Origin of the sequence: Clostridium beijerinckii HUN142 (genome assembly GCF_000621745.1) — a bacterium.
Classification (GTDB): Bacteria; Bacillota; Clostridia; order Clostridiales; family Clostridiaceae; genus Clostridium; species Clostridium beijerinckii_A.
The window spans coordinates 100,878-123,234 of the sequence record NZ_JHXK01000019.1 but is presented as its reverse complement, the minus strand read 5'-3'; the positions used below and the strand labels follow the sequence as shown (position 1 = coordinate 123,234).

Sequence of the window (22,357 nt, the reverse complement as noted above, 5' to 3'; positions counted from 1 at the left end):
TGTGCAATGCAAATTACACAATTAGTATTAAATGTAATATAATTGAATAATAATTTTTAATATAAAAATTTCCAAAAATAATTAGTAAGAGTTTCTTCAATACATACTCCTCCTAAATGGCGCATGCTTTTAATATCTCTTCATATTAAAATATATTGGATGACTTGTGAAATAGTTTAGGTTAAAATGTATATTGAATAATTTTTTTACAAAAATAATTTTTGGAATATAAGGAGGCATATATATAATGAGTTTATATGATAATAAATACCTATCCATTGCTAATGATATACTAGAAAATGGATACTTCGATAATAATAGAACTGGAGTTAAGACCTATAAACTACCTCATCAAATTATGCAATTTAATTTAGAAAAAGAATTTCCAATATTAACAACAAAATTTGTAGCATTTAAAACTGCTGTTAAAGAACTTCTTTGGATATTTAAAGATCAATCAAATAGCGTAAAAGAACTTCAAGCTCAAAACGTAAAAATATGGGATGAATGGATGATGGATGATGGAACCATAGGCACTTCTTATGGTTGGATAGTAAAAAAGTTCGATCAAATTGATAAATTAATCGATGCGCTAAAAAATAATCCTCAAGATAGAAGGATGATGATTAATTTATGGCAAATTCCATATTTAGATAGTGCTCCATTATATCCTTGTTGCTTTCTTACAATGTGGGATGTAACAGATGGAAAACTCAACTGCATGCTTGTTCAAAGAAGTGGGGATTGGGGCCTTGGGGTTCCTTTTAATACATCTCAGTATGCCGTATTAATTCATTTGTTAGCTCAAGTTACTGGACTTAAACCAGGATTATTTACTCATGTAATAAATAATGCTCATATATACGAAAATCAAGTAGATGGTTTAAAGCTTCAACTTACAAGAAAAAATGATGCATATGATGCTCCAAAACTTTGGATCAATCCAGAAATTACAAATTTCTATGATTTTACTCCTGATGACATAAAATTAGAAGATTATAAGCATCATGAATCTATAAAAATGGACGTATCAGTATAATTAAATTTAAGGCATATGAAAGAAAATAATAGACCAAAGATAGGTGGGATAATAAATGATTTCAATAATTGTTGCTATTGCTAAAGATAATGTAATCGGAAAAGATAACAAATTATTGTGGCATATTTCAGAGGATTTGAAAAGATTTAAAAAAATAACTACAGGTAAAAAAATGATTATGGGACGAAAAACTTTTGAGTCATTACCTGGAATTTTACCAAATAGAGAACACATAGTTTTAACTAGAGATAATAATTTTAATGTAGATTCAGATATGGTGACAATAGAACACAATTTTAATTCATTACTTCAAAAATATTTGGAATGTGAAGATGAAATCTTTGTAATTGGTGGTGCCGAAATTTATAAACAATTTCTCCCTTATGCAAAGAAATTATATTTAACAAAAATAGATGAAGAATTCGAAGGCGATACATATTTCCCTGGAATTAATTATTCCAATTATCATACGGAATATACATCAGAGGAATTTATTGATGAAAAAAATGGACTACATTATACTTTTGTAAATTTAATAAAAGCCTAGATATACAGTGACATCAAGTTTAAATTCATATTATTCTATTATAATTACAAAGAATAAAATTTCATCTTAAAAATGGGCTAAAATTCAACTTTAAAATAAAATTTTTTCAGAATTGGGGAATGTATTATGAAATTTATAACTTTTAAGCATGAAGGCATAGATGGGGTAGGAATATTAACTCTCAATGAGGAAGGAGTTTATCCTATAAAATCTCTTGGCCTTAATTACAATAGCATGATCAATTTAATAGAAAATATGACAGATCATGAGATGGACCTTCTACAAACATCATTAAATAATAACGATAAGGAATGTATCTCTATAGGTGATATTTCCAAAATGCCTCCAATACCCAATCCTAAGCAAGATATTATTTGTTTAGGTATCAACTATATGGAACATGCAGTTGAATCTGCAAGATATAAAAATGAAGCCTTTGGTGGAGATAGACCATATGCAGTATATTTTTCTAAAAGAGTGAATACTGCAACCGCTGATGGTGACTATATCCCTAGTTATCCTCAAATAGTTGATAGTCTAGATTATGAAGCTGAATTAGCAGTAATCATTGGAAAAGATGCTAAAGATGTACCTAAAGAAAAAGCTTTTGATTATGTTTTTGGCTATACTATAATAAATGATGTCAGCGCAAGAAACCTTCAGACAAGGCATAAACAATGGTATTTTGGCAAAAGTTTGGATGGTTTTACTCCAATGGGACCTTGTATTGTCACTAAAGATGAATTTGTTAATCCTCCAGTATTAAGGATATGCTCTAGAGTTAACGGAGAACTAAGGCAAAATAGTACTACTGATCTTATGATTACTTCAATACAAGATGTAATCCATGAATTATCCCAGGGAATCACTTTAAAGACTGGAACTATTATTGCAATGGGAACTCCAGCTGGCGTAGGTATGGGATTCATACCACCTAAATTTCTTAAACCTGGTGATATAGTTGAATGCGAAATTGAAGGTATAGGATGCCTTAAAAATATTGTAAAGTAAAATAAATAATAAATAGGATAAGAAAATGAGGGTATTTCATTACTGAAATGCCCTCACTTTCTTATCCTATTGTGTCCTATGTTAATCCTATTGAAGAATAACCTAATTAATTTTTCATTTCCATGCTATAATTAAACATTAAAATAAACCATGCACCTCGCTTCGTTATTAGTTTTCTATACGTTACTAATGCAGTTAGCTCAGACCAGATTGATCCACGGCACATGAAAGGAACCACTTATCGCTGCTTCCTTCCAGATCTGACGAGGTTCATGGGCTTCCATTGCGTGGGACCCAGTCATCAACACCACTTACAAAAGTCAGACTATAAATCGCTAATACCTAAGCGAGGAATTCAATCCTGCTATAGCGGATTGCAGGTTACAGGGCACCGCTAACTCCCCATCTAGCATGGCAATGGTGGAATGCTAAGGGTTTGCACCTTAATATTTCTCCTATTGAGAAAATCGTCTCTTCTCAGACGTCAAACCATATAAAAGCCTTGCAATCTAACTTATCATTTAGATACTCACTTATGATACCATATATACTTTTTAAATTCAAGGATATTCTATCAGGTATTTATATTAAATTAATCCACCATTAGTATAATTTCATATAACATAGCATTTTATGCACATAAAATAAAATAACAACTCCAAAACTACCATGATTATTTTTCATCAGACAATCTAATTACGTAGCATCATGTAAAATATATTCAGCGGATGGACTTGTTATTTTTTCTAATATAATCTAAGACAGGATCATTTTTATTAACATAATCATCAATTGATATTTCAATTGTCTTATCAGGCATAAATGAATTATTTTCATCATCACATATCTCAACGTAACTTGTAGAATAACTTACATTAAGCTTTGAATTAGGAAGCGTAAACCTTTTTATTTCTCCATAATGATTTGGTTTTCCACTTGTTGGCTGACCTATAAATGTAGCATTGGTTTCTTTTCTCCAATTAACAGCATCAACTATTGAAGCTGAAAATGTTGCTCTTCCAACTATAACATAAAAGTTATCTTTGGTATTTAATTTGCTGTTCTTTATTCCTTCTATAATATCCTGGAGCTTACTGGCGTTTCCACCAGAATTATCTCTCATATCAATCACCAATTTATTCACATCATTATTATTTATAAAACTTAAGACCTCATTATTAAAGTCACTTAGTTTTCCTGATTTATTATTCTCTTCACATAAATTATATTTAAGATATAAAACCTTATCTTTCTCTAAATATTGATACCAATAATTCAAATCTCGTTTTTGCATATATAATGGATATGATTGATCAAATGTATTATTTATGATAAATGTTGAACTATTATTAGCATCACTGTTGAGAGGTTTCACATTTACATCAAATATCTTTCCTTGTTTATCTTGAAAAGTAAAAATAATATCTTCATCTATATTATCTATAATATTTACTCCATGAAGAATTTCTGGTCTGGATAAATATGTAGGTACAACCTTTTTTATTGTTTCTTCATTCTCTTGTGCTGCTAAAGGCGACAATTTATTTTCAATTTCTTTAATATCTTGTCCATTTATTTTTATTAACTTGCAATCTAAGGCATCCTTATATTCATCTATTGTGTCAATAGCACATATTCCATCCTTAAAATAATAAAATTGGAACGGATATGCCTTCGAAAACTTTCTTGTAATTTTTGTATGTCCATCCCCTACAGCTGCAACAATTTTGTATATTCTATCTATTATCTCGTCATCATTTAGGTTATCAACTGAGTCTTTCAGATCATCTATTTCTTTATTAAATTGCTCTTCACTAACTTTAAAGAATAAATTTGCATGTTTATTTGGTAAAGCTTCTTGTAAATAACTTAAATCCTTCTTCCATTTTTCGTTTCTATCCCCACCCAAATACTGAGTCTCACAGCCAGTAGTAAGTAAAACCATAAATATTAAAAGAAAGCATATAACTATATTTATAAACTTTTTCATTTTTAACTCCTTAATATAAAATATTATTTAAATACGTGATAATAAATAATAGATAAACATATTGTTCTATTATTTTTTGATTACTCCTTAAGCAATATCATGTTTATTATAATGATACATACAAATAAACATTGATATAACGAAACAGCATATTCCACTAATTACACTATAATTTAAATCAATCAAGTTTGGCTCGTATATCTTTTTGATAAAATTGAAAGGTATTGAAAAAGGAAGGTACTCACCAAATACAAAACTATCGTGAACTCCTGATATTACAATTCCCACCGCACCATATACTACTGGAAGCATTATGTTCCTGCTTAGATTCCCAATTAGTATTGGTATTGGTATTATTAGAAACTGAAAAAATAAAGAGTATAAATAAAATTTTATATGATTACTTACAAATGTAAACTCCGGATGTTCATGATATAAAATGTAATAACCTAAGTATATAGATACAAACTCTACTAAATAGACTAAAGAAATTAATATGCAAATGGTTATTAGTTTACCAATAAAAATTTTAATCTTGCTCATTGGATATGTATATACTATACTTGAAGTTTTATCGGCAAATTCTCTGGAAAATACATATGCTGATATTAAAGAAAATAAAATAGTATAAAATATAACAAAATTAAGTTGTTCTACATTAGATGCATAGCTCTCAAAACTTCTTTGTTTTTCAGAACTTACTACTAATACTGCTAAGTTCATTAATATTGTTGAAAAAACTCCACCAATTATAATCAATAACATTATATAAGATTTTTTCAACTTTAAGAGCTCACAATATATTAAATTTAACAAATAAATCACTCCAATCTTAATTCACATCTGAATTTTTGCTGTGATAAATACATAGAAACATAGATATACCAAAAGTAATCACAGCACTTCCCACAACTGCAATGTAATCAATAGGATCTCCTCTGTGATAATGATAAAATGGTAATGCTGGTAACACCAACGGACAAATCTGACCATATATACTGCCACTCATCAATATCGTCATAACTCCTAACCCAATAATTCCTCCTAAAGCTCCATACACAATCGGTATTATAATATTTTTAGTAATATTAGCAATTAACACTGGTATTGGTATTAATATTAGCTGCAGTAGTACAGAATATATATTTACTTTTATATCCTTAATAATAAACTCTGCTGGAGGCAGTACTCTAAATTCAATATATACAACTAAGTATGATATAAAAAATTGAATTAAATACGTAATCATAATTAGTATCCCTACTGTTATAAACTTCCCAATAAATATTTTAATTCTACTACTTGGATAGGTATATAAAATATTCGCTGTTTTATCTGTGAATTCTCGTGTAAAAACATACCCTATAACTAAAGAAAAAACTATAATAAATAGAAATTGAAATGATAGTGCTTCTACATTTATCATTTGATTCTTTATACAATGTTGTATTTCTACTTGTGACAAATTACTAAAATCATTTGTTATGGCATCAGAAAAATAAATCCCTGGCAATAAACATCCACTAATAAAAACTATAATTAAAATATATGACTTTTTAAGTTTTGCAAATTCTGAATATATTATATTAAACATTAACGTTCCTCCAAACATAATCTAGTCCCTAATTGCTATTGTAAAAAATTGTATTAATGTGATATTACGCTATTGCTTTCCAGTGATCTTTAAGAAATAATCTTCCAAACTATCTGCCTTTACACAAAGCTCATCTACACGTAAATCATTTGAAACTAAAATCTTATTTATGTCTGAGGCTTGTTCTAAATTTTCATATACTCTTAAATTATTCTTTTCCCATATAACATAATCGTTTATGTTGAGTTTTTGCTCTAATATAATAGAAGCTTTCTTATCATCATTGACCTTTAAATTAATATAATGTCTATTTCTTCTTTGAAGTTCATCATACTCTATCTCTTCAAGCAATTCCCCTTTATGAATTATTCCTATTTTAGTTGCCATTTGCTGAATTTCACTTAATATGTGACTTGAAATTAAAAATGTAATTCCTTGAGTATTGCATAAATCTAAGATTAATTCCCTAATTTCTTTTATTCCACTTGGATCAAGGCCATTAGTTGGCTCATCAAGTATTAAAAATTCCGGATGATGCAAGATAGCTCTTGCTATTCCAAGTCTTTGCTTCATTCCAAGGGAAAATTCTTTTACCTTTTTGTTTTTTACATCTTGTATTCCAGTTATTTTCAAGGCATTTATTATACTCTCTTTATCTTGAATCCCCATCATTCTTCTATGTATATCTAAGTTTTCACCCGCTGTTAAATTAGGGTAAAATCCTGGATACTCTATCATAGAACCAATTCTTTGAAATAAATTTCTATTTTGTTTTGTGATTCCTTGAGAAAATAATTCTATTTCCCCAGCTGTTGGTCTTATTAGTCCCATAATCATTCTTATAGCAGTTGTTTTTCCCGCACCATTTTCCCCAAGAAAACCATAAATTTCTCCTTGTTTAATATTCATATTTAAATTCTTAATCGCTGAAAAATTCTTAAATTTTTTATTTAAGTTATGAGTTCTTAAAATATAATCCATTTCTATTCCTCCATAAATTTCTTAAATATCACTTTTGCTTTATAACATATAACATCCCTAAAAAAGCATCTATTTTAAATATCTACTATGTTTTATTTTCCTTATAAGGCACATGAAAATAAACAACAAGTCCAAAGTTGCTATGAATATTTTTCATCAGGCAAGGAGACAAGTTGCCCTCATAGCGGGCCTATTAGGTCAATTTGCCGACACAGAATGATGGAAAATATACTAGCAAATGGACTTGTTATTTATTTGATTGTGCCTAAAAAAGACTATGTTATAAATATACAACATAGTCCTTACACCAAATTTAATAGGTTCTTACATATTTCTTAACTTTAAATCAAAAGGTCTAAATAGTAATTACCATAAATAAGATACTTAATAAAAATATCTTTAATAATTACTCTTTAACGAGAATAATATGTTCTTTTTCTACATCCGCTAAAGCCTTAAATATTTCAAATAACTTGTGATCATTGACTTCATTCTTATACTTTTCATAATAGCTTACAGCATGCTCTTCTTTTTGCTTAGCCAACTCTAAAAGGGCACTATCGCTATTATATTTATCGTAATTTACTTTATTTAAGTTAGGTGTTTTCGTAAATCCTCCTAACTTCTGATGCAATCTTGAATGAAACTTTTCTATATTTGCTAATGCTTCAAATACCTTTTTAACCTCACTGTTCTTTGCCATACTTGCTGCAGTAGTATAAAAGTCACCATTAAAAAGTTCGAGCTTAACAGCATGATCTAAAATTTTTAAAGCATTCTCATTAAGTAAATTACTATCCACTTTAATAATTTCGTCGCTTTCAACCAAGTATTTTTTTCCTGCTCCACAGAACGGACAATATATAATATTGTCTTCAGAATTCTTATTTATAAAAGCTAATTCATTAAAATTATAGTTTTTTTCGTTTATCTCCATGCCACATACTTTGCACTTCAAATACCCCACCGCCTTTAATCTTTATATAAATTTTTACACATTCTTTTATTAAATTATCTATTCTTACTATTTAATATTTTTCAAATCTAAATTTTGAGGCAATGTAACTGTAAATACTGTTTTCTTAAATGGAATACTAGAAACTGAAATAGTTCCATTTAAAGCCTTTACCAGCCTCTTTACTATAGCTAGCCCAATTCCACTGCTCCTTGTATTAATTCTTCTTGATTTTTCAACTGTATATAATCTATCAAATATATAATTTATCTCGTTTTCCGGTATTCCAGCACCATTATCGTATACTTCCACAGAAATTTTATCTTTCTGATTAATTAAGCTAATTCCTATTATTGTCCCTTGTAATCCATGTTTTATAGAATTATTTATAAGGTTAGTTAAAATCCTGTTTAATGCTCTTTCATCTCCTAAAGCGTAAACATCATCTTCTGGAAGATTTATTTGAGGCTGTATGTTAAGTTTTTTTATTTCATAAAAAAAGCCAACAATATTCTGCCTTATAATTTCAGAAACATTTATTTCTTTTATTTCTAAATTAATATCATTAGAATCCAATTTAGAAAGCTCAAAGAATTCTTCCATTAAATTATATAAATAATTCCCTTTATTATAAACAATTTTTAAGTATTCTTCTCTTTTGCTTAATTCTTTAACATCTGTAGTATTATCGTCTAATATAAGTTCCATATATCCAAGTATTGAAGTTAGAGGTGTTCTAAGATCATGAGACATATTAGATATCATCTTTTTTCTTGATTCTTCATTCCTCTTATTTTTTTCATATACTTTTTGAAATTCTTCTATTACTGAGTTTACTTTTATACTTAATGTACTCAAAGATTTTATATTGTTCTGCAATCTTATTCTTTGATTTAAATTTCCATCTGAAACTTCATCTAGTACCTTACAAATATGATTTAGTTTTTTGAAAAAAGAAACAAAAAGCATTATAAAAATAACTATAACAAGCATTAATATATAATTTAATGTATTCATATTATTCACCAAGTTTATATCCTATTCCCCATACCGTTTGTATATATTTAGGTTCATTAGAATTATCCTCAATTTTATTTCTAAGCCTTTTAATATGGACCATTACAGTATTATCATCATTTAAATATTCATTATCCCATATACTGTTGAATAGTTGGGCTTTTGTAAAAACCCTGCTAGGGTTAGACATGAACAATTTTAAAAGTTCAAATTCCTTTGGTCTCAAACTTAACTCCTGTTCATTTTTGAGTACTTTATAATTTAAAGTATCTAATTTCAAATCATTATATCGTAAAATATCATCCTTAGTTTCTACACTATTATAATCAACATATCTCCTCAATTGTGCCTTTGCCCTAGCTACTAATTCCCTTACAGAAAATGGCTTTACCATATAATCGTCTGCACCCATGCTGAGTCCAATTATTCTATCCGTTTCCTCATATTTAGCTGAAAGAATAATTACAGGTACAGTACTTAAATCTCTAATTCTTCTTAAAACTTCGATACCATCAAAATACGGAAGCATTAAGTCTAATATAACTAACTGATAATCTTTGTTATATTTTTCAATAGCCTGCTTACCGTCAAAAGCCTGAATTATATTATAGCTTTCTTTTATTAAAGCTTCAGTAATTAAGTTATTTATTTCCTCATCATCTTCTACTACTAAAATATTAGGTTTTTCCACATCTATGCCCCCTATTACGCTTAACTTAGATAGCTATTCTACATATTAATCTAGCCAAAACAACTCCACCTAAACTCAAAAATAAATTTAAAAAAATATTAGCCATTCCAATCAAATACTTTCCATCACTTATTAAGTTTATTGACTCAAGACTAAATGTAGAGAATGTTGTGAGTCCCCCCATAATTCCTGTAGTCAAAAATAACTTCAAATTAGGAGATATAAGCTCTGTAGACATACTTAGTTCTACTATCGTTCCTATAAGAAAACCACCAACTACATTTACTATTAATGTACCTAGTGGAAAATCTGAATTAATCATTTTTGCAGATTGGATGGTAACCAAATACCTGATTATTGCACCAATACCTCCACCAATTCCAACAAATAAAATTTTTTGCAAAATAATCTCCTCCTTAATAATAAAAAAACTCCTGCCTTCTAAAGCAAGAGTCTTTAAGATAGCGCATTTTGCATTAACCCCGCTATATTTTAATCTGTTTTCCCAATAAATGTTATTATATATCAGAGAGTTTCAAAAGTAAATTATAATTAACCTTTTGAAACTGACTTATTTCTAATATAAAGTATCTTTATAGCTAGCGTGACTACTACTAATAAAATTATTATAATCATTAATTCAATCATGAAAAACTCTTCTGGTAATGCATTTATTATAGGGTCAGTTATAGGATCAAATATCCAATAATTATTTCTAAAAAATATTTTATGAAAATAAATGAATGCTTTAGAAAAATCCTTTGCTGATATTGCACCAACAAATATGAATATTAATGCCATTATATTTACACCACTATTAAAATTTGCTATAAGCCTCTTTCTTAAATCAGTTGATTTATTAGTTAATATTTTAAAGATTATAACTCCAATAAATATTATGCCAATTACATATAGAGTTACAAATATCCTCTTTACTTCAAAAAAGTGTATTCTTCCGAATTCGCTCATAGGTAGATTATTAAACTTTAATTCCTTAATAAACGGGTTCTGGACATAATCAATTACTCTTTTATAATTATCCATTAATACTTCTGCTGATAATCCTGTGTATTCATTTAGCTTATATCTTTGTATTGCATAACCATACACACTAGTTGTATTTAAAACACTTAAAACTATAATAGATATAATTGAGATCGCATAAAATATATCTCTAGAGATCCCAAAAAACACCTTTAAAACCTTTGAAAATATACTCTTATTTATATGAATTCACTTCCTTAAATAATCTAATTCTTCTTTAATAAAACCATTTATGATTCAAAATCACAAATGGCTTTATATTAAAATTATAAATATTCTAAATTGTATTTTTCTCCATTGAAATATTAACTTCAATAGTCATATCTCCCACGGCCATTTGTACACATACAACTTTATCTGAACTTGCATTTGCAGTAAAGTTTCCATGCACAAGAGTTGGCGTAGATATATTTATATTAATATCTTCTTTTGAAAAATTAGTTGCTACAGTTGCAGTCAACATATTTGTAAGTTCTGAAATTGCACTTTGAGCCAATTCATCAAATTGTTCAACTGGCATTCCCATCATCATTGTTGATGCTATTCGTTTTGCATCATCTATACTTAAGCCATAAATAACATTACCTTTAATATCACCGATAATACCAACGATAATGACAACTCCAGGGCTCTCTATAAATCTGCCTTTTAAACTTATTCCTTTTTTCTCTACATCAGGCAATCCTAACTGTGGCAATACACTTGCAAAAGAATTTAATATTGGATTTATATAATTGACATCCATTCTCCTTCACCTCTTCCAAAGCCTATACTAATTGATAAATCTCCGAACTGAGTTTTTGCATTTGCAGAATAAGTAGTTTCTAATTCTGCTTTCGATATACTAATTGATTCTCCATGGAATGTAGTTGGCGGGGCAACCCTTAATCCAAATATCCTATTTCTTTTATTTATCATCGAACATGCATTTCCTGCCGCCATATTCGTTATTTCAGACATAACATTAAGCATTTCTTCAGTATTCTTTACATCTCTCTTAAGCAGTACTTTTCCTATACTCTGGGCAGTTTCAAATGACATATCGAAAATTATTCTTCCAGAATACTTTCCTATAACACCCATGACAATTGAAATTCCCTTGCTTATTTTCTCAACATTTTCATTGCTTTCATGTGTAATCATTGGTACTGTCTTAGTAATCTTATTAAAAACATCTAAGAGAGCCTCTCTAAACACTACTGAATATAGACCTTCCAATTCTAGAAACAATTCTTCATCTGCCATGACTCTATTTATTAATAATGTTAATTCTTCCGAATCTACTGGCTTTTGTGCATACCCAGATACATGATTTTTTTTCGCTTTTCTCACTATCTCATCATCCATCATAGAACTAACAATTATAACTTTAATATTAGGATCAATTTTATGTATCTCTCTTGTACATTCAAATCCATCAGTTCCTGGCATAGTCATATCCATTGTTACTAAATCCGGCTTCATACTTGTAACAACTTCAATGGTCTCATCTAAAGAACCTGCTTCCCCCACAACATTAAATCCACTTTCTGTCAACAAATCTCTCAATAAAGCAATTTGAAAAGGTGAGTCATCCACTATAACAATATTCACATTTTTCATAATTACACCACCTACCCTTTTATTTATAACTACTATCAACCTACCTAACTTTAATATTAATCTGCCTCAAAATTCTCTCATTATAAAATCACCATTAAAAATTAATATGTTCTGTAAGTTAATCATATTATCATTATATTTTAAAATCTACTAATACTCAACGAAATTTCTACATAATATAATAAATTTATCTTATTAATACATATTTTAGTTAAGATAAAATGATAACTTACTCTATTCCTTATTTCATATTTATATTATATTTTAAGCTTGTCATTTCATGTATTTTCATATAATACTTATGCATACAAATTTTTAATTTATTTATTATATACCTTGACTAATAAAACATCTCAATATAAAAATAACGATTAATTACAATAATAACCTTCTATGTTAATATTCTATTCACTATAAATAACCCTATAAAATATATTATAGGGTTATTTATGTATTCTTACTATTTAAGTTTGACTAATAATTCACCTGTTTTAACCTGTTGGCCTTCACTTACTAAAACAGATTCAATAGTTCCAGCACTAGATGCAACAATATTTGTTTCCATCTTCATTGCTTCTACCACAAGTAAACTATCTCCTTCTTTAACTGTATCTCCAGCTTTAACAAGTACCTTAATTATAGTTCCTGGAATACTTGCACCAATTTCCAACTTATTATCAGTATCAGCCATCTTAGAAGCAATAACTGAATTTGAGTTGCCTATTATTCTTTCTGTTTTATCTTTTATTTTAATTTCTCTTCTATTTCCGTTAATTTCAAAATCTAAAGTTCTATTTCCTTCCTCATCTAACTTGCCAATTTCAACTAACTGAACAATCATTGTCTTACCTTCTGCAACTTCAATTTCACTAGTTTCACCTTCTGCAAGCCCATGGAAGAATATATCGCTGCCCATACGGCTTAAATCACCATACTCTAATATAGATTGAATATATGCTTCAAATACATCTGGGTATAATGCATAACTTATTATATCTTTCATACATGGCGTAAATTTGTATTTGTCTTTTAAATATGTTTCAATTTTATCGAAATCTTCCGATGGTAGTAATTCTCCTGGTCTAACAGTTATAGGTTCTTCTCCTCTTAAAACAAGTTCCTGTAATTCCTTAGGGAACCCGCCTTCTGGCTGACCCATCATTCCTTTAAAGTATGAAACTATAGAATCTGGAAATGCCATGTTTTTGGCTTTCTCAAGAATATTTTCTGGAGTTAAATCATTCTTAACCATAAATATTGCCATATCTCCAACCATTTTTGATGAAGGGGTAACCTTGATTATATCACCAAGCATATCATTTACCTTTTTATACATATGCTTTACATCATTAAATCTATGACCAAGTCCAAAGCTTTCAACTTGTGGTTTTAAGTTTGAATACTGTCCACCAGGAATCTCAAATTTATAAATTTCGGCACTTCCTGATTTTAAGTCTGATTCAAATTGGTTATATACAGGTCTTACTGTATCCCAGTAATCAGATACCTTTTGAATTCCACTTAAATCAATACCAGTATCTCTGCTTGTATTTCCAAGAGCTGCTACTATTGAATTTAATGCTGGTTGGCTTGTAAGTCCTGACATACTATTAAATGTTGTATCAACTATATCAACTCCTGAATCTGCTGCCATTAATACTGTAGCAACACCATTACCAGTAGTATCATGGGTATGAAGATGAATTGGAATTGAAACTTCATTCTTTAATGCAGTTATAAGTTTCTTAGCTGCATAAGGTTTAAGTAATGCCGACATATCCTTTATAGCAAGAATATGTGCTCCCATTTTTTCAATTTCCTTAGCTTTATCCACATAATATTTCAAGCTATATTTGTCTCTAGTCTCATCCAAAATATCACCAGTGTAACATAATGCAACTTCTGCTACCTTATTACATTTTAGTACTTCGTCTAATGACACCTCTATACCTTTTAACCAGTTGAGTGAGTCAAAAATTCTAAATACATCTATTCCACTTTCTGCTGATTCCTTTATAAATGCTCTTATTACATTATCAGGATAGTTTTTATATCCTACAGCATTTGCACCCCTAATAAGCATTTGAAACATAACATTGGGAATTCTCTTTCTTAAGGACTCAAGCCTCTTCCATGGAGATTCCTTTAAAAACCTATAAGCTGTATCAAAAGTGGCTCCACCCCACATTTCAAGTGAAAACAAGTCATTTCCATAAACAGCTGTTGCCTTTGCTATATTCTTCATATCTTGAGTTCTAACACGAGTCGCCATTAATGATTGCTGTGCATCCCTCATTGTTGTATCTGTAAGAAGCAGCTTCTTTTGATCTTTTATCCATTTAACTACACCTTCCGGACCTTGCGCATCTAAGATTTGCTTAGTACCACTTAATCCATCTAAAGAAGTTATAACTGGAATATCCGGTACATCATATTCTCTCTTCTTTCCTTTAGTCTCATTTACAACCTTTTCTCCAATAAATTTTAAGATTCTATATTCTTCATCACTTCTTGCTGTTATATCAAATAATTGCGGATTGTCAGCTATAAAGTTAGTATCGCACTCACCTTTTTTGAACTTCTCATGGTTTAATACATTTATTAAAAAATCGACATTAGTCTTAACACCTGAAATTGTTAATTCTTTAATTGCACGTATAGATTTTCTAACTGCATCATCAAAGGTTCTTGCATATGCAGTACTCTTTACAAGTAAGCTATCATAATATGGGCTTATTATTGCACCACTATATCCATTTCCTCCATCAAGTCTAATACCAAAACCTGATCCAGTTCTGTAAACATCAATTTTACCTGTATCTGGTGAGAAATTGTTTGTAGGATCTTCTGTAGTAATTCTACATTGGATTGCAAATCCTCTTGGTTTTATATCATCTTGAGAATTTATTCCTACTTCTTTAGAACCTAATTCATATCCTTCTGCTATTAAGATCTGACTTTGAACTATATCAATTCCTGTAGTCATTTCAGTTATAGTATGCTCAACCTGAATTCTTGGATTCATTTCTATAAAGTAGTGATTTTCGTGCATATCAACTAAGAATTCTAAAGTTCCTGCACTTCTATACCCTACAGACTTAGCTATTTTAAGTGCATCTGCACAAATTTCTTCTCTTTTTTCTTGAGTTAATGATAATGCTGGAGCAATTTCGACAACCTTTTGGTGTCTCCTTTGAATAGAGCAATCTCTCTCATAAAGATGAACTATATTCCCATATTTATCTCCTAACACTTGTATTTCAATGTGCTTTGGCCCTTCGATATATTTTTCAATAAACATATCGTCATTACCAAAAGCTTTTTTAGCTTCATTTTTAGCATTTCTGAAAGCAGCAAGAAGTTCTCCCTCGCTTCTTACTATTCTCATACCTCTTCCGCCACCACCTGCAGCAGCTTTTATCATTACAGGAAAACCACACATTTTAGCAACTTCAAAAGCTTCATCCTCAGAATCTATAGGTTTCTCTACCCCTGGTATTACTGGAACACCAACACTTTTAGCTACTATTTTTGATTTGATTTTATCCCCTAACTTATCCATCATTTCTGGTTTTGGACCTATAAATTCTATACCAGCTTCTTCACATCTTCTAGCAAATTCTGGATTTTCAGATAGGAACCCATATCCCGGATGGATAGCATCTACATGTTTTTTTAACGCAAGATTTATTATTTCATCAATGTTTAGATAAGCTTCTACTGGCCCCTTATTTTTTCCAATTTGGTATGCCTCATGAGCCTTAGTTCTAAAAAGAGCAAACTTATCTTCTTCTGTGTATATAGCCACGGTTCTTATTCCAAGTTCATGACAAGCTCTGAAAATTCTTATTGCTATTTCCCCTCTGTTTGCAACCAGTACTCTTTTAAATTTTTTCCCCAATTGAAATACAACTCCTTTAATGCTTATTTTTTATTTCATATGAATTATTTTTTTGATGCATGTATTAGTCGTTCGAAACTAATTATGCAATTTTCACAACTCATAAGTTGTCATAATATAGATTTTATTCATTTAAAAATTAATACATTGATTATAACATATTTAACGCCAAATGCTATATGTTATTTATCTTTTCTATTAATTTTTACACGATTCTCACTATAGTTACAAGTTGTTTTTTTTCACAAATATGAAATTTAAAAATACTTTTCCTTCATTTTTCTGTATTTATATACCAATTCGCTTATCTAATTTTCTTTTAATTGAGATGTACAATTAGGACATCTTGTTGCATCTTGATGAATTTCAGTATAACAATATTTACATTTTTTCTTATCAGGAATAATATTTTCTCCCCTTTTCTTAGAAAACTTGCTTATTTGCTGTATAATAATAAAAATTGAGAATGCTACAATCAGAAAATCTATTATGTTATTTATAAATATTCCATAGTTCACTGTAGGTACTCCTGCATCTTTAGCTTCTTGGACAGTTTTAAAATTTCCGCTTCCTAAAGTAACAAATAAATTAGAGAAATCAACCTTTCCCATTAACAATCCAACTAACGGCATTATAATATCATTAACTAAAGATGTAACAATTTTACTAAAAGCCCCACCAATAACAACTCCTACTGCTAGACTGACCATGTTCCCTTTCATCGCAAACTCTTTAAATCCTTTAAACATTCTTTATTCTCCTTTTTCTTGCTTTATTGTTTAGATACGTAACTGCATTAAACTTAGACTTCTCATTCATAACTTATTTTATTATCTGTCACTTTAACTTTTTTATTCTGATGCTATTTCACTTCAAATTTTGTTCTACATATCTTCCTTTATATGAAAAAACAAAACATTAGGAATTGTTTAATCATTAAACTTTTAACAAAAAAGGTATATATCTTTTTTACTTAATAGATATATACCTCAAATAACCCATTTTCTATAAATAGCTTTATTTAATTATTCTATATATTTTGAACTCCATAGGATTCAAATGTATTTTTTCTCCAACGAACAATGATTTCGAAGTGAAAATGTCTTGAACTTCAGCATTGATGGATAGATTAACCCCACAACTTTCATAATCATTATTAATTGCTACAATCACTTTTTCATTTTTATATTCTCTTTCAAAGATTATCTTGTTTCCTCCACAATATAATATCTTGAATGATCCATACACAAGAATCTGATTACCTTTTCGAATTGAAATAAACTTTTTATAAAAATCAAGAAGTTCATTATTTTGATTTTCCTCTTTCCATATCATACACTTTCTTGATTGGGGTTCCTCACCACCATTTACTCCCACTTCATCTCCATAGTATATATATGGTACCCCTATGTATGTGAATTGAAAGGCAATTGCTAATTTCATTCGCTCAACCTTCTCATGACATTCAGTTAAAAATCTCTGTGTATCGTGGCTACCAATCAAGTTCCACATTTGTCTTGTTATACTATCCATATAAATATTCCTATTAATAGATAAAATCTCATTAAACATTTGTGCATCTATAGTTCTATTTCCAAAAAAGTCTACCAACGCACCTTTAAAGGGATAATTCATAATCCCATCAAGCTGATCTCCTCTTAAGAACGAACTTGCTTCATGCATAATTTCTCCAATAATTATAGCCTCTTTTTTAATACTTTTTACAGCCTTTTTAAATTCCCTCCAAAAAGCATGATCAACTTCATCACAAACATCAAGCCTCCAACCATCTATTCCTATTTCATTTATCCAATATTTTGCAACATCTAATAGATACTTTTTTACTTGCTCATTATTAGTATTAAACTTTGGCATTGTTGCAACATTATCAGCGAAAGTATAATAGTTCACTTCTGCTAAGCTTACTGGAAAACTGTCTATGAAATACCAATCCTTATACTTAGATTTTTCTTGATTAAAAATTATATCTTTAAATGCGAAAAAATCCGAACCCGAGTGATTAAATACTGCATCAAAAACTATCTTTATATTTTTATCATGGCATTTTCTCACCAACTCTCTTACTTTTTCTAAATCACCAAACTGTGAATCAATTTCATAATAATCTGCTGTGTTATATTTATGATTGGAAGATGATTTAAATATAGGAGTTAAATATAATAAATTTACGCCTAAGTCTTCTAGATACTCTAACTTATTAATTATTCCTTGTATATCTCCACCAAACATTGATGCTTCATTCACATCACTTCCCCATTTTGCAACATTTTGGGGATCATTACTCGTATCTCCATTGTAGAAACGATCCACAAAAATTTGGTAAACAACAGCTTCCTGAAGCCATTTCTCTTCATTATATACATCTGGTCGCGCTATATATGGATATTGAAATGCTGTTGCTTCTTTTCTCCTTGCCTCCCTTCGTCTAAGGCCTCTTTCATCTAAAAAGAATCTATCTCCTCTATTATCTATTAATTCGAAAAAATATCTGTACCTATTTCTTTCTATGGATATATCTGTTGAAAAAAAATCAAATAAACTATTATTATCCTTAATTTTCATTTCTTTTATATTGAAGCTGTTTTCCCAATCATATCTGCTTTTATAGTGTATATTGCATATTTTTATATCATTTTTAGCAGCTCTCAGTGTAACTGATAATGTATTAATATCTTTTGCATATGCATATGGTGTGTCTAATATATGATATATTGCATGTCTATTCAATTTAAAATTCCTCCTCTATAATGCCTATGAACTTTCTACTCTTTCACTGCGCCTGAAACTAACCCTTTAGAAATAAACTTTTGAATGGCTACAAAAAGCATTGCAAGAGGAACCGAAATCATTATAGAACAAGCCGAATACATTGGCCAATCTGTTAACTTCCCTGCTGTAAATGACTTTAAACCTATTACTAATGTTTTTAAATCCTTATCTTTAAGTAGCGATGCTGAAAATACGAATTCACCATATACAGCAATGAATGAGAAGAAAAATATTACTACCGACATGGATTTAGTTAATGGTAAAATTATTTTGGTAAATACCTGCCATACAGTAGCACCATCAACCTTAGCTGCCTCATCTAATTCTTTAGGCAAGCCATCCATATATCCTTTCATAAGCCAGATATTATATGCACTTCCAGCACAAAGTACTAGTGATAAGAATATCAAATTGTCCATTCCAAAAGGCAATCTATATGCAACTGCTAATATTGCTGGTACACTCATTATTGTAGGAAACATTTGAAGTATTAACAGTAGCATTAAGCCTTTTTTTCTACCTATAAATTTTAATCTAGAAAATGCAAACGCCGCCGGTAACGTCATTGCCAATTGAATAATCGATACTAGTACTGCTACAAAAGTAGTATTAACCATCCATTTAATAAATCCAACATTATCATCTAAAGCCTTTTTGTAATTTTCAAAAGTTATAGTCGATGGGATAAGATTTTTTTGCATAAAGCTTGTCCCAGTGGAAAGTGACGCTGATATTATAGCAAATACAGGGATTATTATTATTATTATAGATGCTATTAAAAATATACGTTTTCCCCATAACTCTATTCTTTCTGTATTAGTAATTCTCTTCTTATATACTAGTTTTTCTTCTAGCGCTAAAGATTGTTTATCTGTATTTACATTAACTTTTGTCATCAATTTTCCACCTCCTTAAATTGTCCTGAAATCTTCATATTAATAAGTGATAATGTACCTATTATTACAAATAATAGTATAGACATAGCTGCTCCAAGGCCAAAATTACCTTTATCTACTGACATTTTAAAAGTTGCAGAACCTATAATATCAGTCCATCCAGCGAAAGATGACCCTGCTTTTGCTGGTCCTCCCTCAGTTAATAAATAAGCAGCATTAAAATTATTAAAATTAAATGCAAAACTTGATATCAAAAGGGGATATGAGACACTTGCTAGTGATGGTAATGTTATCTTTTTAAATTTTTGCCATCTGCTTGCTCCATCAATATTTGCCGCTTCATAATAAGTATCTGGTATTGCTGTTAGTGCACCAATACAAATATTCATCATATAAGGAAACCCTAACCATAAGTTTACTATGATAACAGCGACTCTAGCTGCTATTGGAGTAGTTAACCATGAAATAGGATCATTAATTAAGTGAAATTGCATCAAAATATTATTAATGGCTCCATATTGACTGTTAAATAATCCTTTAAATGAAATTATTGTTATTGCTCCAGGCAGTGCCCATGGAATTACTAAAAGTCCTTTATAAATGAACGCTTCTTTCATATTTTTATCTGACAATGCCATAGCAAAAATAAGTCCAATGGCAAATGCACCCAATGTAGACACTATTGTAAAAATCAACGTCCATCCAAGCAGTGGAAAAAATTCGTCTTTCAAGGGACCCACTAATACCTGTTGAAACTGGTAAATTCCAACCATTTTCCATCCACTAGCAGTGCCATAACCAAAATTCTGGTTTTTTAATGTATAATTAGTGAATGCTATGAATATTGTATATAACATTGGTGATACACTTAATATAGCTATACTTATTATAGCTGGTGAAAGATATCTATAACCCTGCATGCTATTTCTTAATGTAATACCCTTTCTTGCTTTAAACATATTCTCACCCTCTCCTTAATGTTTTGATGTATATTATTCCAAGCTTAGTTTTAAAAATAATACTCATATAATTCAGAACCAACGCTTGGAACCTTTTAAATATTCTAATTGTTACTAGCTTTAATATTGTCCTGAACTGCTTTTTCTATGTCTTTAGCCACTGTAGCTGGATCTTCTCCGTTTAATATTCTTGACATGTTATCCATGGGTTTCCATATGGATTCAATTTCTGGTATATTAGGAATTGGTACTGCTGAATTTGTTTGGGATATAAACCCTTGTGTATATTCATTATTCTTTATTTGGTCCTTATTTAATTCCGTCTTAAGTACTGGTATTCTATTTCCTATCTTATATAGTCTTTCTCCTGAATTATTGGCTAAATACTTCATCAATTTCCATGCATCATCTTGTATCGGTGATTTACTGCTTACAAATCCGGCTTGCAATCCCATTAGAGTTTTTGCTTCTTCTCCATTTATCTTCGGAAGCTTGACTACCCCAAAGTTTACACCTGCATCTTTAAATCCACTAATATCCCAAGGTCCTCCTATATAAAATATTGCATTTCCTGATTTAAATGAACTATTAGCTATATCAGCAGTTATATCTGCTGGCATGAATTTATCCTTTTGTACTAAATCTTGTAAAAACTTATAAGCTTTTATTGCTCCATCATTTGCAAGTCCTATGTCATCAACTTTTAAACTTCCTTTGTCTCCCCCAAATATATCCCCGCCATAGGATTGAACAAAAGCCGCACCATAATAAAACTCATTCATTGAAAATTGAAATCCAGATGGGCCATAAGCTTTTGCTTGACTTACTAAATCTTCAATTGTTTTCGGAACTTCCTTAACCTTATCTTTGTTATAGAATAAAGCATAAGTTTCCATCGATAGTGGAACACCATATGCCTTTCCATCATAAGATACAGCATCCCAAACAGCACTATTTACATAATCATCTCTGTTTGCAAAATCTTGTGGAACTTCTGCAAGTAATCCAGCTTGATGAAACGTTCCTAAGTTGTTATGAGTTAATCCAAAAACTAAATCTGGACCTTTTGATGAATTTGCAGCTTGCAAAAAAGATTGAAACGGGGAATTATCCTTAACTACTTTTACCTTTTTTCCATTTTCTTTTGCCCATTCTTGAGCAATATTATTTAATTCTTCAACTTCATTATCCATTAAGTATGACCAAACCACTATTTCTTTACTATCCTTTTCAGCTGAGCCTTGAGATGATTTTCCACATCCGCCAAGCATTGATGTAAAACAAATACCTGCAACTAACATAGTCATAATCTTCAATTTTTTACGCATCTTAACCCCTCC

20 protein-coding genes and 1 other RNA gene are annotated in these 22,357 nt (G+C 29.8%); 3 read left to right on the top strand and 18 right to left on the bottom strand.

The genetic code is table 11. The annotated features are described in order from the left end of the window. Window positions 1-247: 247 nt before the first annotated feature. The 3 genes from T483_RS0110325 to T483_RS0110315 all read left to right on the top strand — a co-directional run bounded on the left by T483_RS0110325 (window position 248) and on the right by T483_RS0110315 (window position 2,597). Window positions 248-1,039, top strand: coding sequence for a thymidylate synthase (locus tag T483_RS0110325; RefSeq protein ID WP_026886787.1), 792 nt, complete (start codon window positions 248-250; stop codon window positions 1,037-1,039). A 55-nt stretch (window positions 1,040-1,094) separates the two neighbouring features. After that, complete coding sequence (locus T483_RS0110320) at window positions 1,095-1,586, top strand: dihydrofolate reductase (protein ID WP_026886786.1); 492 nt, start codon at window positions 1,095-1,097, stop codon at window positions 1,584-1,586. A 126-nt stretch (window positions 1,587-1,712) separates the two neighbouring features. After that, complete coding sequence (locus tag T483_RS0110315) at window positions 1,713-2,597, top strand: fumarylacetoacetate hydrolase family protein (RefSeq protein WP_026886785.1); 885 nt, start codon at window positions 1,713-1,715, stop codon at window positions 2,595-2,597. Between the two features lie 148 nt (window positions 2,598-2,745). Here T483_RS0110315 and ffs read toward each other — a convergent pair. The 18 genes from ffs to T483_RS0110225 form a co-directional block, all read right to left on the bottom strand. Beyond that, window positions 2,746-3,012, bottom strand: an RNA gene (gene ffs / locus T483_RS30445) — signal recognition particle sRNA large type. 306 nt (window positions 3,013-3,318) lie between these two features. Beyond that, the gene (locus T483_RS0110305; protein WP_026886784.1) at window positions 3,319-4,587 is read right to left on the bottom strand and encodes a S41 family peptidase; all 1,269 of its coding nucleotides are present in this window, start codon (window positions 4,585-4,587) and stop codon (window positions 3,319-3,321) included. Between the two features lie 87 nt (window positions 4,588-4,674). Further along, window positions 4,675-5,403 carry an ABC transporter permease gene (locus T483_RS0110300; protein ID WP_026886783.1) on the bottom strand — a complete coding sequence of 243 codons (729 nt, stop codon included), beginning with the start codon at window positions 5,401-5,403 and terminating at the stop codon, window positions 4,675-4,677. Between the two features lie 16 nt (window positions 5,404-5,419). After that, window positions 5,420-6,181, bottom strand: a complete 762-nt coding sequence (locus tag T483_RS0110295) for an ABC transporter permease (RefSeq protein WP_026886782.1) — start codon at window positions 6,179-6,181, stop codon at window positions 5,420-5,422. A gap of 69 nt (window positions 6,182-6,250) precedes the next feature. After that, window positions 6,251-7,162 (bottom strand): ABC transporter ATP-binding protein, encoded by a 912-nt coding sequence (locus T483_RS0110290; protein ID WP_026886781.1) that lies wholly within the window; start codon window positions 7,160-7,162, stop codon window positions 6,251-6,253. Window positions 7,163-7,568: 406 nt separating this feature from the next. After that, the gene (locus T483_RS0110285; RefSeq protein ID WP_026886780.1) at window positions 7,569-8,120 is read right to left on the bottom strand and encodes a ferritin family protein; all 552 of its coding nucleotides are present in this window, start codon (window positions 8,118-8,120) and stop codon (window positions 7,569-7,571) included. Window positions 8,121-8,186: 66 nt separating this feature from the next. Next, a complete protein-coding gene (locus T483_RS0110280; protein ID WP_035790099.1) occupies window positions 8,187-9,134 on the bottom strand; it encodes a sensor histidine kinase in 948 nt (315 codons plus the stop codon). A gap of 1 nt (window position 9,135) precedes the next feature. After that, window positions 9,136-9,825, bottom strand: coding sequence for a response regulator transcription factor (locus T483_RS0110275; RefSeq protein ID WP_026886778.1), 690 nt, complete (start codon window positions 9,823-9,825; stop codon window positions 9,136-9,138). A 25-nt stretch (window positions 9,826-9,850) separates the two neighbouring features. Continuing rightward, window positions 9,851-10,228: a fluoride efflux transporter CrcB gene (gene crcB / locus T483_RS0110270; protein ID WP_026886777.1), complete on the bottom strand. Its 378-nt coding sequence runs from the start codon at window positions 10,226-10,228 to the stop codon at window positions 9,851-9,853. Window positions 10,229-10,377: 149 nt separating this feature from the next. Beyond that, a complete protein-coding gene (locus T483_RS28925; protein ID WP_080696968.1) occupies window positions 10,378-11,019 on the bottom strand; it encodes a TIGR01906 family membrane protein in 642 nt (213 codons plus the stop codon). A gap of 127 nt (window positions 11,020-11,146) precedes the next feature. Continuing rightward, complete coding sequence (locus T483_RS0110260; protein ID WP_026886775.1) at window positions 11,147-11,614, bottom strand: chemotaxis protein CheX; 468 nt, start codon at window positions 11,612-11,614, stop codon at window positions 11,147-11,149. Beyond that, window positions 11,596-12,471, bottom strand: coding sequence for a response regulator (locus T483_RS0110255; RefSeq protein WP_026886774.1), 876 nt, complete (start codon window positions 12,469-12,471; stop codon window positions 11,596-11,598). The genes T483_RS0110260 and T483_RS0110255 overlap by 19 nt, the downstream gene beginning before the upstream one ends. Before the next feature lie 460 nt (window positions 12,472-12,931). After that, the gene (locus tag T483_RS0110250; protein ID WP_026886773.1) at window positions 12,932-16,372 is read right to left on the bottom strand and encodes a pyruvate carboxylase; all 3,441 of its coding nucleotides are present in this window, start codon (window positions 16,370-16,372) and stop codon (window positions 12,932-12,934) included. 308 nt (window positions 16,373-16,680) lie between these two features. Continuing rightward, window positions 16,681-17,121, bottom strand: coding sequence for a large conductance mechanosensitive channel protein MscL (gene mscL / locus T483_RS0110245; RefSeq protein WP_026886772.1), 441 nt, complete (start codon window positions 17,119-17,121; stop codon window positions 16,681-16,683). A gap of 268 nt (window positions 17,122-17,389) precedes the next feature. Then, window positions 17,390-19,120: a glycoside hydrolase family 13 protein gene (locus T483_RS0110240; RefSeq protein ID WP_026886771.1), complete on the bottom strand. Its 1,731-nt coding sequence runs from the start codon at window positions 19,118-19,120 to the stop codon at window positions 17,390-17,392. Between the two features lie 35 nt (window positions 19,121-19,155). Next, window positions 19,156-20,058, bottom strand: a complete 903-nt coding sequence (locus tag T483_RS0110235; RefSeq protein ID WP_026886770.1) for a sugar ABC transporter permease — start codon at window positions 20,056-20,058, stop codon at window positions 19,156-19,158. Continuing rightward, a complete protein-coding gene (locus T483_RS0110230) occupies window positions 20,058-21,017 on the bottom strand; it encodes a carbohydrate ABC transporter permease (protein ID WP_026886769.1) in 960 nt (319 codons plus the stop codon). Before T483_RS0110230 ends, T483_RS0110235 begins: the two co-directional genes overlap by 1 nt. Before the next feature lie 104 nt (window positions 21,018-21,121). Beyond that, window positions 21,122-22,345, bottom strand: coding sequence for a maltose ABC transporter substrate-binding protein (locus T483_RS0110225; RefSeq protein ID WP_026886768.1), 1,224 nt, complete (start codon window positions 22,343-22,345; stop codon window positions 21,122-21,124). Window positions 22,346-22,357 lie beyond the last annotated feature (12 nt).

Coding starts and splice junctions, on each gene's coding strand:
- T483_RS0110230 (WP_026886769.1), bottom strand. CDS start 21,017: ATGTTTAAAGCAAGAAAGGGTATTACATTAAGAAATAGCATGCAGGGT.
- T483_RS0110260 (WP_026886775.1), bottom strand. CDS start 11,614: ATGGATGTCAATTATATAAATCCAATATTAAATTCTTTTGCAAGTGTA.
- T483_RS0110325 (WP_026886787.1), top strand. CDS start 248: ATGAGTTTATATGATAATAAATACCTATCCATTGCTAATGATATACTA.
- T483_RS0110295 (WP_026886782.1), bottom strand. CDS start 6,181: ATGTTTAATATAATATATTCAGAATTTGCAAAACTTAAAAAGTCATAT.
- T483_RS0110315 (WP_026886785.1), top strand. CDS start 1,713: ATGAAATTTATAACTTTTAAGCATGAAGGCATAGATGGGGTAGGAATA.
- T483_RS0110235 (WP_026886770.1), bottom strand. CDS start 20,058: ATGACAAAAGTTAATGTAAATACAGATAAACAATCTTTAGCGCTAGAA.
- T483_RS0110290 (WP_026886781.1), bottom strand. CDS start 7,162: ATGGATTATATTTTAAGAACTCATAACTTAAATAAAAAATTTAAGAAT.
- mscL (WP_026886772.1), bottom strand. CDS start 17,121: ATGTTTAAAGGATTTAAAGAGTTTGCGATGAAAGGGAACATGGTCAGT.
- T483_RS0110305 (WP_026886784.1), bottom strand. CDS start 4,587: ATGAAAAAGTTTATAAATATAGTTATATGCTTTCTTTTAATATTTATG.
- T483_RS0110320 (WP_026886786.1), top strand. CDS start 1,095: ATGATTTCAATAATTGTTGCTATTGCTAAAGATAATGTAATCGGAAAA.
- T483_RS0110255 (WP_026886774.1), bottom strand. CDS start 12,471: ATGAAAAATGTGAATATTGTTATAGTGGATGACTCACCTTTTCAAATT.
- T483_RS0110280 (WP_035790099.1), bottom strand. CDS start 9,134: ATGAATACATTAAATTATATATTAATGCTTGTTATAGTTATTTTTATA.
- T483_RS0110225 (WP_026886768.1), bottom strand. CDS start 22,345: ATGCGTAAAAAATTGAAGATTATGACTATGTTAGTTGCAGGTATTTGT.